The following is a 12,416-nucleotide window of genomic DNA, read 5'->3' as shown; positions in this document are numbered from 1 at the left end:
GCGGGGCGGGGCCCCCCCCCCCCCCGCGGCGGCCGGGGCGGGGGGGGGGGGGCGGCCCCCCCCTGCCCGGCGGAGCCGGGGTTCCCTGGGGCTCCGCCCCAGACCCCGCGCCTCAAACGCCGACGGGGCTGGATTGGCCCGGCAAGGCGGGACGGCCCGGGGAAACCCCCGGTAGGGGTCAGGCGAAGACGACCGTGCGGGTGCCGTTCAGGAGGACGCGGTGCTCGCTGTGCCACTTCACGGCCCGGGCCAGCGCCTGGCACTCCACGTCCCGTCCGATGGCCACCAGCTGGTCGGGCGTGACCTCGTGGCCGACCCGCTCGACCTCCTGCTCGATGATCGGCCCCTCGTCGAGGTCGGCCGTCACGTAGTGCGCGGTCGCGCCGATCAGCTTCACGCCCCGGGCGTGCGCCTGGTGGTACGGCTTGGCGCCCTTGAAGCTCGGCAGGAACGAGTGGTGGATGTTGATGATCCGCCCGCTCAGTTCCTTGCACAGGGTGTCCGACAGCACCTGCATGTACCGCGCGAGGACGACGAGGTCGACGCGCTCGGCACGCACCAGCTCCAGCAGTTCCGCCTCGGCGGCCGCCTTCGTGTCCTTCGTCACCGGGATGTGCACGAACGGCACGTTGTACGAGCCGACCAGCTCGGCGAAGTCGGTGTGGTTCGACACGACGGCCGCGATCTCGACCGGCAGCGCCCCGATGCTGGACCGGAAGAGCAGGTCGTTGAGGCAGTGGCCGAACTTCGACACCATCAGGACGATCCGCATGCGCTCGTCGGAGCGGTGGATCTGCCAGTCCATCCGGAAGGAGTCGCCGATCGCGGTGAAACTGGCCCGCAGCTTCTCCACCGTGACCGGCGAGTCCGCAGTGAAGTGCACCCGCATGAAAAAGAGACCGGTGTCACGGTCGCCGAACTGCCGGCTGTCCTCGATGTTGCACCCGGTCATGAAGAGGTAGCTGGACACGGCGTGCACGATGCCCTGCTTGTCCGGGCAGGACAGGGTCAGGACGTACTGCTGGGGCTGCTGCTGCGGGTCTGCGCTCATGACCCCACAGCCTTTCACACCGCGCGGGTGAGGATCCTCAGCACGTCGAGCGACGTCGGAGGCACGTCGGGGTCGTCCGCGTCCGCCGCGGCGAGCCGTACGTGGGCCTCGCGCGCAGCGCGCACGGCCTCGGGCCAGGCGTGGTGTTCCAGGTACGCCGACACCGGCGCGTCCGGTCCGACCTGGTGCAGGATCCGCAGCACGCGCAGTACCGCGAGGTCCACGACGGCCGCCTCGGCGGAGTCGCGGAAGATCGTGCCGACGTACTTCTCGGCGGACCAGCTGTCGAGCCAGGTGTCCTCGACGAGCCGGTACACGGCGTCGGTGACGTCGCCGTACCCGTCGACGCCGGTCGACCAGACCTCCTCCTGGAAGGCCGGGTCGGAGAGCATGTGCAGCGCCGAGCGCACATTGGCGCGCCAGCGCCACCACGGCATGTCGTTGAGGGGCATGCCGCCCATGGTGGAGGAGCGGCCGCCGCGGCGGGAAGAGTTCTTCGAACCTTGGGCGAATGTCACGCTTTCGATCGTACGTTCCCCCCACCTGCGATCTTGAGGCGCCCGGGGGCGCGGGAGCCCCCCGGCAATTCACCCGGGCGTCACCGAATGTTGTGTACACCTCACTCTCCAGTTCCCCGTGGGGCGGAATGGTGCGTGGACATGACCAATTGGCGACGCACGGCGACCCTGACCCGCACCTTCCTGGCCACGGCGATGGGCGCGTGTCTCGTCGCGGGGTGCGGGACGCTCCCCGGGGACCCGGGCGAATCCGGGGGCACCCTCACGGTCATGACGTTCGCCCCGATGGGCACCAAGGCGACCAACATGCCGGGCATGCCGGGCATGGCCAAGGCGTACGAGCGCTGGGTGAACGCCAAGGGCGGCATCAACGGCCACAAACTGCGCGTCCTGACCTGCAACGAGAAGAACACCCCCACCGGCGCCGCCGACTGCGCGCGCGAGGCCGTCGCCGAGAAGGCCGTCGCGGTCGTCGGCTCGTACAGTCAGCACGGCCGCGCCTACATGGCCCCCTTGGAAGCCGAGGGCATTCCCTTCATCGGCGGCTACGGGGTCTCCTCGGAGGAGTTCCAGAGCCCCCTGTCCTACCCCGTCAACGGCGGGCAGCCCGTCCTGCTCGCCGGCGCCGGCCACCAACTGGGCCGCGCCTGCTCCAAGGTGTCCCTGGTGCGTCCCGACACCCTCGCCGGCGACGTCCTACCGGTGCTGCTCAACGCCGGGCTCAAGGCCAACAACGTGCCCGCGGCCGTCGACATCCGGGCCGCCGAGGACTCCGCCGACTTCGCCCCGCAGGCCCGCGAGGCGCTCGCGAACGTCTCCACCGGCAAGGACCGCAGCTGCGTGGCGGCCGTGCTCGGCGAGCGCACCGAGACCTTCTTCGACGCCTTCCGCCGCTCCGACGGCCGGCACGCCAAGGCGCAGATCTCCTCCGTGCTCGGCAGTGTCAGTCAGTCCCTGGTGGACCGCACCGGCGGCAAGGAGAGCCCCTTCGAGGGCGCCTACCTCACCAGCTGGTACCCGGTGTCCACCGACCCGCTGTGGGAGCCCATGCGCAAGGTCATCTCCGAGCGGGCCTTCGGCGAGGACGCCCTCGACCCCGACGACAGCGGCGCGCAGACCACCTGGATCGCGTACTCCGTGCTGAACGAGATGGTGCGGCGGCTCGACCCGGGCGAGGACATCACCGCGCGCAAGCTCACCCACGCCCTCAACCAGGCCGAGCACGTCGAGACCGGCGGCCTCACCCCCGACCTGAGCTGGCGCTACCAGGACCTGCGGGCCGTCGCCGGCTTCCCCCGGATCTCGAACGGCCGGGTCACCTTCCAGATCGTCCGGTCGGGCCGGCTCGTCGCCCAGCCCGGCGAGCAGACCCTGGACATGACCTCGACGCTGGAGCAGGCCCCCCGGGCGACCTGATCCCGGTGCGGGGGGCCGGGCTCAGAGCTGGGACTTGTCCCGCTTGGTGAGCTCGTACTTGCCCGCGATCGAGTTCCACATGCTTGCGGCCGACTGCTTGGCCTTCGTCGCCTCACCGCTCGACGCGTTGCCCTTGCCGGCGTTGGGGGTGGTCTTGGCCTTGCCGTCCTTGCAGTTGCCCTTGTCGCGGCCCACGTCGTCCGCCCAGGCCGCGTAGCTGTTGTCGGCCTCCGCCGATGCCTGCCAGGCCTTGGTGAGGGAAGCGGCGAGCTTCACGTGGTTCGGCAGCTTGTCCAGCTTGAGGTCCTGGAGCTTGGTGACCAGCTGCTCGCGCTGGAGGGCCGCGGCGCGCAGGTCGTCGGCGGCCTGCCCGAGGTTGGCGCAGCCCTTGATGTCCTCGACCGCCTTGATCACGGCGGCCCGGCTGTCGTTGCTCTCGGCGAGCAGCTTGTCGAGTTGTACGGCCTGGGGGCGGGCCGGGTCGACCGGCGCCTCCCCGGCGGCCGCGGCCGACCCTCCCGCAGTGCCGGTCGGGGCGGCGGGCTCCGCGCCCGGGTCCGTGTTCTGCGCCTTGCCGTCCGACAGCAACGCGCCGACGCCGAGGCCGACCACCACGAGGCCCGTGATCACGGCGGCGATCACCACCGGCGACACCTTGCGACCGGCCGGCGGCGGCGGGGGCGGCGCGTACTGGGCCTGCGGCGGGTGCGGCTGTTGCTGCTGCTGGTACTGCGGCGGCATCGGACGGCCGGGACCCGCCGGGCCCTGCCCGTGCGGCGTACGGGGCCGGGGCGGCTGCCGACGCAGCACCGGCTCCTGGATCGGCGGCATGTGCTGCGTGTGCCCGGCGCTCTCGTCGTCGCCGCGGAACAGCCCGTCGAAGCCCTCGGCGGCGTTGGGCGCCGGGCCGGCCGGGACGGGCGGGATGAACTGGGTCGCCGCCTCGGCGTGCGGGGGCGCGGTCGGCCCCGACGGAACGGGCGGAATGTACTGCGTCGCGTCCTCGCCCGAAGCGGGCACGGGCGGGATGAACCGGGTCTCCGCCTCGGCGTGCGCGGGCGCGGTCGGCCCCGACGGAACGGGCGGAATGTACTGCGTCGCGTCCTCACCGGAAGCGGGCACGGGCGGAATGTACTGCGTCGCGTCCTCGCCGGAGGGGGGAACCGGCGCCATGTACTGCGTCGCGGCCTCGTGCAGCGGCGGCGGATAGCCGTAGCCGGGCTCCCCGGCCCGCTGCCCCGGCTCCTCCTGCGGCGGATACCCGTAGGCAGGCCCGGGCTGCTGCTGCTCGTACTGCCGCGGATACGGCTCCTGCCCGTACGGCTGCTCCTGCGGGTACCCCTGATACTGCTGGGGCTGCTGGGGCTGCTGGGGCTGCTGGTAGCCCTGGTAGTCCTGGTACGGCTGCTCGGGCTGCTGTTGGGGCTGCCGGGGCTGCTGTCGGGGGTCCTGCCCCGGTTGCGGCTCCGGGTCCTGGAGCGCGTAGTCGTCCTGCTCGCGGTACTCCGGCTGCCCCGGATATGCCGGATCCGGACCCCACGGCGCCCCTGACCGGGGGGCGCCCCCTCGTCCGTTCTGCGTCACCGGGAGACTCCTTCTCCGACTTGTCCGAACCTACGGAACCGTCGGGTCACGCTACCCGGTCATCCGCCGTCGCCGGCAGGCCCACCCGAACCTTCCGCGTCACCCGCCCCGCCCGGGGCCGGTCCGTCAGGCCGGTTGCACCGCCGGCCGGGCCCCGAACTCCCGCACCGACGCCTCGTCGCGGTACGGCTCCAGCCTCGTCCGGAAGTCCTCCAGGTACTCCATCCCGCGCCGCGACCGCAGCGACCCCAGGAGGTCGGCGGCCTTCGCCGCCGTCTGGCAGGCCTGTTCCACCTCCCGCTGCTGCACCTGCGCCGCGGCCAGCAGCAGCATGCCGATGGCCCGGCGCCGGGCCTTGGTCTCCGGAAGGCCCCGCAGCGCCTCCTCCGCCCGCCTGACCGCCGCGTCGGCCTGCCCCAGGTCCCGGTGGCAGTGCGCCAGTTCGTCCGCCAGATAGGCCTGGTCGAAGTGCCGGATCCACGAAGGGTCGTCGCCCGTCTCCGGCTCCGCCCGTTCCAGCGCCGTCACCGCCCGCCCGGACAGCACCGCCGTGGCCCGGGTGTCGCCCATCAGCGCGTGCCCGCGCGCCTCGGCCGCGTAGAACATGGCCTCCACCCTCGGGGTGACCTGCCCCCGCGTGCCCTCCTGGGCGGCCCGCGCCAACTGCGCGATCTCCCGGGGGTTGCCCAGCTCGGCGGCGAGGTGGCTCATCGAGGCGGCCAGCACGTACCCGCCGTACGCGCGGTCGCCCGCGGCCTGGGCGAGGCGCAGCGCCTGGATGTAGTACCGCTGGGCCAGGCCGGGCTGGCCGGTGTCCACCGCCATGTAGCCCGCGAGTTCCGTCAGCCGCGCCACCTCCGCGAACAGCGCCCGCCCGACCGGTTCCCGGTAGGAGCCGCCGATCAGCCCCGACACCACGGAGTTGAGGTAGTGCACGACGACGGGCCGCACGTGCCCGCTGCCGAAGCGGTGGTCGAGTTCCTTGAGGGCCTCGGTGGTCGCCCGTACGGCGTCCACGTCGGACATCCCGACGCGCGAGCCGCCGCTGCGGGCCACCTGCGGGTCGGCGCCGGTGATCAGCCAGTCGCGGCTGGGTTCGACGAGCGCGGACGCCGCCACGCTCGATCCGGAGAGGAAGTCGCGCCGGCCCACGTCGCTGCGCCACAGCTCGCAGACCTGCTCGATGGCACCGATCACGGTCGGGGAGAACTGGAGGCCGACGCCGGAGGCGAGGTTCTTGCCGTTGGCCATGCCGATCTCGTCGATGGTGACGGTCCGGCCGAGTTTGCGCCCGAGCGCCTCGGCGATGATGCCGGGCGCCCGGCCGCGCGGTTGCTGGCCGCGCAGCCACCGGGCCACGGAGGTCTTGTCGTAGCGGAGATCGAGGCCGTGCTCGGCCCCGCACATGTTCACGCGCCGGGCGAGCCCGGCGTTGGAGCACCCGGCTTCCTGGATGAGCGCCTGCAACCGTTCGTTCGGTTGACGGGCGACGAGAGGCCTGGCTGCCATGAAAAACCCCCTGAAGCCGCGGGAGAGCGTAGGAATGATCACTTCCCGCCTGATGTGCGGAGAATCTTCCCCTCTGCGTTGCGTGGCTACCCGCGGACCGCGCCCCGACCTCCTACGCGCCCCCGCCCGTGCACCGGTGCGCCCCGTATGCAGGATCGATGCTCCGTCCACGGGCCGGTTTACGCCCGTAACCCCCGGTGACCGCAAGAGTTGTGATGGGCGTGGAAGAGACCATCGGAGTCACGGAGACCGCACCCATCCCCAAGCAGCGCGGCGAGCAGCTGCTGGACCATGCCGTGCGGTACGCGGAAGAACGGCACTGGGATGTCTTCGCCGGCACCTGGTTGGAGGCGGCCGACGGCCGGGAGATCTGCTCCTGCGGGGCCTCGGACTGCACGGCGCCCGGCGCCCACCCGACGGTGAAGGACTGGGCCGCACAGGCCACCGGGAGCGCGGTGCAGGTCCGGCGGATCTGGGCGAAGCAGCCGTTGGCCTCGATCCTGATGCCGACGGGGCGCACCTTCGACGCGCTGGACGTGCCGGACGCCGCCGGCTTCCTGGCCCTGGCCCGGCTGGAGCGCATGCAGCGCACCCTCGGGCCGGTCGCCCTCACCCCCGACCACCGGATGCTCTTCTTCGTCCTGCCGGGCGCCGGCGCGAAGATGCCGGACCTCGTACGGAAGTCGGGCTGGTCGCCCGCCGCGATCGACCTGGCCGCGCGGGGCGAGGGCGAGTACGTGGCCGCGCCGCCCACCCGCTTCGGCGGCCGGGGCTCGGTGCAGTGGGCCCGCAAGCCCACGCCCGCCAACCGGTGGCTGCCGGACACCGAGGAGCTGATCGACGCCCTCGCGTACGCGTGCGGCAGCCACGCCCGGGACCTGCGCACCGTCTGAGGGACCGCCGCGGGTCCGGCGCGCCGGCCGTTGGGCCGGTCCGGCAGGACGGATCCGCCGAGAAGTCCATGACATAAGTAACTGCCGGCGCCTCTCCCCCTCCTCCTATGGTGAGGAACGTACGACCACGGGGAACGGACGAGAGGCAGGCGCATGCCCGACCAGGCTGACGCTATGACGAGCATGACGGACGGCGGGACGGGTGGCGCGCGACCCGCGCCGTCCGCCGCCGTACGCATCGAGGGACTGTGGAAGCGGTTCGGCGAGCAGGTGGCCGTCTCGGGCATCGACCTGGAGATCCCGGCGGGCCGGTTCATCGGGCTCGTCGGCCCCAACGGCGCGGGCAAGACCACCACCCTGTCGATGATCACGGGCCTGCTCCGTCCCGACGCGGGTCGCGTCCTCGTCGCCGGGCACGACGTCTGGGCCGACCCCGTCGAGGTGAAGTCGCGGATCGGCGTCCTGCCCGAGGGGCTGCGCCTGTTCGAGCGCCTCTCCGGGCGCGAACTCCTCGGCTACATGGGCCGGTTGCGCGGGCTGCCCGGCGAGGAGACCGACAAGCGGGCGACGCAGCTGCTGGAGGTCCTGGACCTCGCCGGCTCCCAGCACAAACTGGTCGTGGACTACTCGACGGGCATGCGCAAGAAGATCGGTCTGGCGGCCGCGCTGCTGCACAACCCCGAAGTGCTCTTCCTGGACGAGCCGTTCGAGGGGGTGGACCCGGTGTCGGCGCAGACCATCCGCGGGGTCTTGGAGCGCTACACCGGCTCCGGCGCCACCGTGATCTTCTCCTCCCACGTGATGGAACTCGTCGAGTCGCTGTGCGACTGGGTGGCCGTCATGGTCGCGGGCCGGATCCGCGCCGCGGGTCCGCTGGCCGAGGTACGGGGCGACGCGCCGTCCCTCCAGAGCGCCTTCCTCGGACTCGTCGGCGCCCAGGACCGTGCCGCCGGCGATTCCCTGGACTGGCTCGGCGGCGCCCGATGACCGCCATCGCCTCCGTCACCGCGCCCACCGCCGCGGCGGCCCCGACCGTCTCCCTGACCCCGGTGTTCGTGCGGCTGAAGCTGTCCCTGCTGAAGAACGGCCTCAAGGGCTCCTCGAAGCGCAAGGCCGTCTGGATCTCCAGCCTCGTCTTCGCGCTGGTGGTCGCCTTCTTCATGACGCTGGGTCTGTCCCTGCTGCACGGACACGCGCACGCCGGCACCGTCGTGGTGCTGCTCGCCGCGATCCTGGCGCTCGGCTGGGCCTTCATGCCGCTGTTCTTCCCGACCGGTGACGAGACCCTCGACCCGAGCCGGCTGGTGATGCTGCCGCTGCGCCCGCGTCCGCTCGTACGGGCCCTGCTGGCCTCCTCGCTGGTGGGCATCGGGCCCCTGTTCACGCTCTGCCTGGCCATCGGTTCGGTGGTCGCGGTCGCGCGGGGAGCCGCGGGAGTGGTGGCCGCCGTGGTGGCCGTCCCGCTGCTGCTCGTGGTCTGCGTCGCGCTGGCCCGCGCGGTGGCGACGGCCAACGTGCGGCTCCTGTCCAGCCGCAAGGGCCGCGACCTGGCCCTGCTCAGCGGCCTGCTGATCGCGATCGGGGCGCAGTTGGCGAACTTCGCGAGCCAGCGGCTGTTCCAGGCCGGTGGGCTGACGCAGTTGGAGCCGGCCGAGGCCGTGGTGCGCTGGCTGCCGCCGGCGACGGCCGTCGGCATGGTCGACTCGGTGAGCGACGGCGACTACGCGGTCGCCGCCGCCCAACTGGCCCTCACCCTGGTCGCCCTGGCCGCGCTGCTGTGGTTCTGGGAGCGCAGCCTGACCGGGCTGATGGTGACCCCGGACGGCTCCACGATCGCGGCGGCCAAGCCGCGGAAGGACCGCGGCGACGGCGGAGTCCGGGCGTTCTTCCCGGCGGGCCGCACGGGCGCGGTCATGCAGCGCAGCCTGCGCTACGCGGTCCGCGACCCGAAGACGAAGGCGTCGTGGGCGTCGGCGCTGGCCATCGGCCTGATCGTGCCGGTGTTCAACGCCCTCCAGGGCACCGGATCCGTGTACCTCTCCTGCTTCGGCGCGGGCATGCTCGGCGTCCAGATGTACAACCAGTTCGGTCAGGACACCTCCGCGTTCTGGATGGTCGCCCAGACCATCTCCTCGCCGCGTGACGCGTTCGTCGAACTCCGGGCCCGCGCCTACGCGCTGGCCCTGATCACCGTCCCGTACACGGCGCTGGTCACGGCCGTCACCGCCGCGCTGCTCGACGACTGGGCCGCTTTCCCGGCCGGTCTGGGCATGTGCCTGGCCCTGGTGGGTTCGATGATGTGCACGGGCTCGCTGGCCTCGGCGCACTTCGCGTACTCCATCCCGACGGACGGCGCCTTCAAGAACGTCGTCCCCGGCCAGGCCGGGCTGGCCTGGATGGGGATCTTCGTCGGCATGCTGGTCTCGGCCGTGATCTGTGCGCCGATGATCGCCCTGACGATCTACCTCGGGGCGACGGACCAGCAGTCCCTGACCTGGATCCTGCTGCCGCTGGGCATCGCCTGGGGCACCCTGGCCACATGGGCGGGCCTGCGCATCGCCGCCCCCGCGGTGTCCCGCAAGCTCCCGGAGATCCTCGTCGCGGTCAGCAAGGGCTGACGCGCCGCTCCACACTTCGAAGGCCCCGCCCGGTCCGCCGTCGGGGCCTTCGGCGTGCGGGAGGCGGGGCGGGTGGCGAGGCACCGGGGCTTGTCGGCCTAGGGTCCGCACTCGACCCAGAGCAGCTTGCCGCGGTGCGCGCCGTCGAGCCGGTACGCGCCGTAGCGCTCCGCGCAGAGCCGTACCAGGAGCAGCCCGCGGCCGTCCTCGGCGGCGGTGTCGGTGTCGTCGGCGTCGGGCGGGCCGGGCGCCTCCGTGAAGGGCGCCGGGATGGCCGGGTTGGTGTCCCAGACGCCGACCCGGACCCGTTCGGGGGCCATCGCGCGGAGCCGGAGCGCGCAGGGGCCGCGGGAGTGCCGGTAGGCGTTGGAAACCAGCTCGCTGGTCAACAGCTCGGCGGTGTCGGTCAGCCGGTCCATCCCGTGGCCCCGCAGCACGGCGCGCAGGGTACTGCGGGCGATGCCGGCGGACCGCGGATCGTGGGGAAGTCGGAGGGTGTAGGCCCAGGACGGAGTTACGGTGGTGTACATGGAAGTCTCCGATCAGGGAGGACAGTTGGACCGTGTACGTGCGGTGCCCGGTGACCAGGTCGCTCCGTCGAGCGGGGTACTTCCGGGCGGCGGCCTGAGGCCCAAAGTATCGGTCCGCCGTCATGTGTTTCACGGATTCCACGTAATGCATGTCATCGCCACTCCTGTGGGTGACACGACCCGCGAGGAGGCGCGTTGAGCGCCGTGACGGCCCGCCAGATCCGATTCGGGAGCGAGCTGCGCAAACTGCGCGAGAAAGCCGGTCTGAACGCGACCGAAGCCGCCAGGCGACTGGGCATCCGACAGACCCAGATCAGCAACCTGGAGGCCGGCCGCATCGGCGCGAGCCCCGAGCGGGTGCACGCGCTCGCCGGGCTCTACGAATGCAAGAACCAGCCGTACATCGAGGCGTTGATCGGCATGACCGGCGAGCGTAGGGGCGGAGGGTGGTGGGAGGGCTACCGCGACCTGGTGCCCGCGTCCTGGCTGGACCTGGCCGAATTGGAGCACCACGCCCGTGAGCTGCGCGACGCGTTCATCGTGCACATCCCGGGACTGTTGCAGACCGCCGAGCATGCCCGCGAGATCTTCCGACAGGCCGTCCCCGCCCTGCCGCCGCCCGACATCGAACATCGCGTCTCGTTCCGCGTGAAGCGGCAGGCGATCCTGTTCCAGGACAGCCCGACCCCCTACCAGGCGATCATTCATGAGGCGGCGCTCCGCATCACCGTCGGGGGACCGACCATCGCCGGAGCCCAGTTGAAGCACCTGCTGGCCATGAGCGAGCGGGACGGCGTGAGCATCCGGGCCGTCCCGTTCTCGGCGGGCGCGTTCCCGGGTTCCGGGCAGTCGATCTTCTACGCTCGCGGGCCGGTGCCGGCGCTCGATTCGGTCCAGCTCGACCAGTCGCACGGCGTCGTCTTCCTGGACGCGGAGGCACAGTTGGCGAAGTACCGCACCTTGCTCGATCGACTCGAAGCGGTCTCAATGTCCCCGGAACGCACACGCGACTTGATCGCGACAGTCGCCCGGAACCTGTGAAGGGAACAGCCATGCCCCACCACACCTGGCACCGGTCCTCCTACTGCGCCGAGGGCAATGCCTGCGTGTACGTCGCCGTCGCCCCCGACGGCCGGGTCCTCGTCGCGGAGCGCGGAGACCCCGGCGAACCGGGCGATCCCGGCCACCGCGTCCTGCGGACCAGCGCCGCCGCGTGGACGGCGCTGGTCGCGGAGGTCAGGACGACGCCTTGACCCCCGCCAGGAACGGCTCCAGGACTGCCCGCCAGGCGTCCGGCTGGTCGTAGTGGAGGTAGTGGCCGGCGTCCGGGATCTCCGCGTACTGGCCCTCCGGGAGGACCCGGACCATCTCCTGGGCCTCGGCGCGGCCCAGTTCGCCGTCCAGCCCGCGGACGACCAGGGTCGGGCAGCGGACCTGGGCCAGTTCCTCCCAGTGCGCGTCGTGGACCCACGTCTCGCGGGCCGTCAGCATCTGGCGGCGGGAGAAGACCGGGCGCCAGCCGTCGGAGGCCTGCTGCATGACTTCGGCGAAGAACGCGCCGCGCCCCGGATCGGGGCGTTCCACCCGGGGGTCGTCCTCGCCGAACCAGCGGCGGGCGGCGTCCTGGGTGGGGAACGGCAGGGGCCAGCGGCGGAACCAGTCCTCCCACTCCTGCTGCGAGGCCTCCCCCAGCGCCGAGGCGCGCATGTCGCAGATGACCAGGGCCGCCACCAGGTCGGGCCGGCGGGCGGCGAGCTGCCAGGCGGTGAGCGCTCCCATGGAGTGGCCGATCAGGGTCACGGGGGCGAGGCCGAGCCGTTGGACGACGGCCTCGGCGTCGGCCACGAAGGCCTCGCGCCCGAAGGGGGTCGGGTTGCCGGGGTCGGCCGCGGGGCCGGCGCTCTGGCCGTGGCCGCGCTGGTCGAGGGCGATCACTCGGTGGCGTTCCGCGAGCCAGCGGGCGGTACCGGCCCAGTGCAGGGCGCGGCCCATCAGTCCGTGGAGTAACAGGACCCCGGGCCGCTCCCGGTCGGTGGGCGCGTGGGGGTCCGCACCCGGCTCGCGGGCCGGCTCGCGGAACTCCCAGGCGGCCAGGCGTACGCCGTCGGCCCCAGTCACATCGATGCGCTGTACCACCGCAGATGCACCCCCTTCGCTCCCGGCCAGAGTATCGAACCCGTATTCGAGAACGGGTCTCTCGCCGACAACACCGCTCTTTCGAGTGACCTTGCTCAAGGATTGGCCGCCACTGCCGATGGAGATCCTTTCAACAGGGAGGCGGGCCGCTCGGGGAAGAC

At 72.3% G+C, this 12,416-nt stretch carries 12 protein-coding genes; 6 read left to right on the top strand and 6 right to left on the bottom strand.

The features are described 5' to 3' along the window. Positions 1 to 178: 178 nt before the first annotated feature. Positions 179 to 1,051, bottom strand: coding sequence for a formyltetrahydrofolate deformylase (gene purU / locus ACIRO3_RS31770; protein WP_361777409.1), 873 nt, complete (start codon positions 1,049 to 1,051; stop codon positions 179 to 181). A 14-nt stretch (positions 1,052 to 1,065) separates the two neighbouring features. After that, positions 1,066 to 1,512: a hypothetical protein gene (locus tag ACIRO3_RS31765; protein WP_361777422.1), complete on the bottom strand. Its 447-nt coding sequence runs from the start codon at positions 1,510 to 1,512 to the stop codon at positions 1,066 to 1,068. Positions 1,513 to 1,710: 198 nt separating this feature from the next. On the opposite strand from ACIRO3_RS31765, the gene ACIRO3_RS31760 reads away from it, so the two are divergent. Next, a complete protein-coding gene (locus tag ACIRO3_RS31760) occupies positions 1,711 to 2,985 on the top strand; it encodes an ABC transporter substrate-binding protein (protein WP_404142571.1) in 1,275 nt (424 codons plus the stop codon). Between the two features lie 21 nt (positions 2,986 to 3,006). Here the strand turns inward: ACIRO3_RS31760 and ACIRO3_RS31755 are convergent, their stop codons facing one another. Together ACIRO3_RS31755 and ACIRO3_RS31750 are read right to left on the bottom strand one after the other, a co-directional pair. Further along, positions 3,007 to 4,569 (bottom strand): hypothetical protein, encoded by a 1,563-nt coding sequence (locus ACIRO3_RS31755; protein ID WP_404142568.1) that lies wholly within the window; start codon positions 4,567 to 4,569, stop codon positions 3,007 to 3,009. Positions 4,570 to 4,695: 126 nt separating this feature from the next. Beyond that, the gene (locus ACIRO3_RS31750; RefSeq protein WP_361777403.1) at positions 4,696 to 6,078 is read right to left on the bottom strand and encodes a transcriptional regulator; all 1,383 of its coding nucleotides are present in this window, start codon (positions 6,076 to 6,078) and stop codon (positions 4,696 to 4,698) included. A gap of 215 nt (positions 6,079 to 6,293) precedes the next feature. On the opposite strand from ACIRO3_RS31750, the gene ACIRO3_RS31745 reads away from it, so the two are divergent. From ACIRO3_RS31745 to ACIRO3_RS31735, 3 genes are all read left to right on the top strand, one after another. Next, positions 6,294 to 6,971, top strand: coding sequence for a bifunctional DNA primase/polymerase (locus ACIRO3_RS31745; protein WP_404142566.1), 678 nt, complete (start codon positions 6,294 to 6,296; stop codon positions 6,969 to 6,971). A gap of 153 nt (positions 6,972 to 7,124) precedes the next feature. After that, positions 7,125 to 7,958, top strand: coding sequence for an ABC transporter ATP-binding protein (locus tag ACIRO3_RS31740; RefSeq protein WP_404142563.1), 834 nt, complete (start codon positions 7,125 to 7,127; stop codon positions 7,956 to 7,958). Beyond that, positions 7,955 to 9,589, top strand: a complete 1,635-nt coding sequence (locus tag ACIRO3_RS31735) for a transporter (protein WP_404142561.1) — start codon at positions 7,955 to 7,957, stop codon at positions 9,587 to 9,589. Before ACIRO3_RS31740 ends, ACIRO3_RS31735 begins: the two co-directional genes overlap by 4 nt. A 98-nt stretch (positions 9,590 to 9,687) precedes the next feature. Here ACIRO3_RS31735 and ACIRO3_RS31730 read toward each other — a convergent pair whose 3' ends face one another. Continuing rightward, a complete protein-coding gene (locus ACIRO3_RS31730) occupies positions 9,688 to 10,119 on the bottom strand; it encodes an ATP-binding protein (protein ID WP_404142558.1) in 432 nt (143 codons plus the stop codon). Positions 10,120 to 10,314: 195 nt separating this feature from the next. Here ACIRO3_RS31730 and ACIRO3_RS31725 point away from each other — a divergent pair, with 195 nt between their 5' ends. Continuing rightward, on the top strand, positions 10,315 to 11,160 hold the full coding sequence (locus ACIRO3_RS31725; RefSeq protein ID WP_404142555.1) for a helix-turn-helix domain-containing protein: 846 nt from the start codon (positions 10,315 to 10,317) through the stop codon (positions 11,158 to 11,160). 11 nt (positions 11,161 to 11,171) lie between these two features. Further along, a complete protein-coding gene (locus tag ACIRO3_RS31720) occupies positions 11,172 to 11,372 on the top strand; it encodes a DUF397 domain-containing protein (RefSeq protein ID WP_404142552.1) in 201 nt (66 codons plus the stop codon). On the opposite strand, the gene ACIRO3_RS31715 is transcribed toward ACIRO3_RS31720, so the two are convergent. After that, complete coding sequence (locus ACIRO3_RS31715; RefSeq protein WP_404142549.1) at positions 11,356 to 12,255, bottom strand: alpha/beta fold hydrolase; 900 nt, start codon at positions 12,253 to 12,255, stop codon at positions 11,356 to 11,358. The two genes, ACIRO3_RS31720 and ACIRO3_RS31715, sit on opposite strands and share 17 nt — an antisense overlap. Positions 12,256 to 12,416: the final 161 nt, after the last annotated feature.

It is taken from the genome of Streptomyces sp. NPDC102278, from assembly GCF_044766345.1.
Classification (GTDB): Bacteria; Actinomycetota; Actinomycetes; order Streptomycetales; family Streptomycetaceae; genus Streptomyces.
Note: the sequence above shows the minus strand (reverse complement) of the source record. Positions and strands in the feature narration are given on the sequence as shown.

Excerpts from the sequence above, each read along its gene's own strand:
- purU (WP_361777409.1), bottom strand. The coding sequence starts at position 1,051 with ATGAGCGCAGACCCGCAGCAGCAGCCCCAGCAGTACGTCCTGACCCTG.
- ACIRO3_RS31765 (WP_361777422.1), bottom strand. The coding sequence starts at position 1,512 with ATGGGCGGCATGCCCCTCAACGACATGCCGTGGTGGCGCTGGCGCGCC.
- ACIRO3_RS31760 (WP_404142571.1), top strand. The coding sequence starts at position 1,711 with ATGACCAATTGGCGACGCACGGCGACCCTGACCCGCACCTTCCTGGCC.
- ACIRO3_RS31750 (WP_361777403.1), bottom strand. The coding sequence starts at position 6,078 with ATGGCAGCCAGGCCTCTCGTCGCCCGTCAACCGAACGAACGGTTGCAG.
- ACIRO3_RS31745 (WP_404142566.1), top strand. The coding sequence starts at position 6,294 with ATGGGCGTGGAAGAGACCATCGGAGTCACGGAGACCGCACCCATCCCC.
- ACIRO3_RS31740 (WP_404142563.1), top strand. The coding sequence starts at position 7,125 with ATGCCCGACCAGGCTGACGCTATGACGAGCATGACGGACGGCGGGACG.
- ACIRO3_RS31735 (WP_404142561.1), top strand. The coding sequence starts at position 7,955 with ATGACCGCCATCGCCTCCGTCACCGCGCCCACCGCCGCGGCGGCCCCG.
- ACIRO3_RS31730 (WP_404142558.1), bottom strand. The coding sequence starts at position 10,119 with ATGTACACCACCGTAACTCCGTCCTGGGCCTACACCCTCCGACTTCCC.
- ACIRO3_RS31720 (WP_404142552.1), top strand. The coding sequence starts at position 11,172 with ATGCCCCACCACACCTGGCACCGGTCCTCCTACTGCGCCGAGGGCAAT.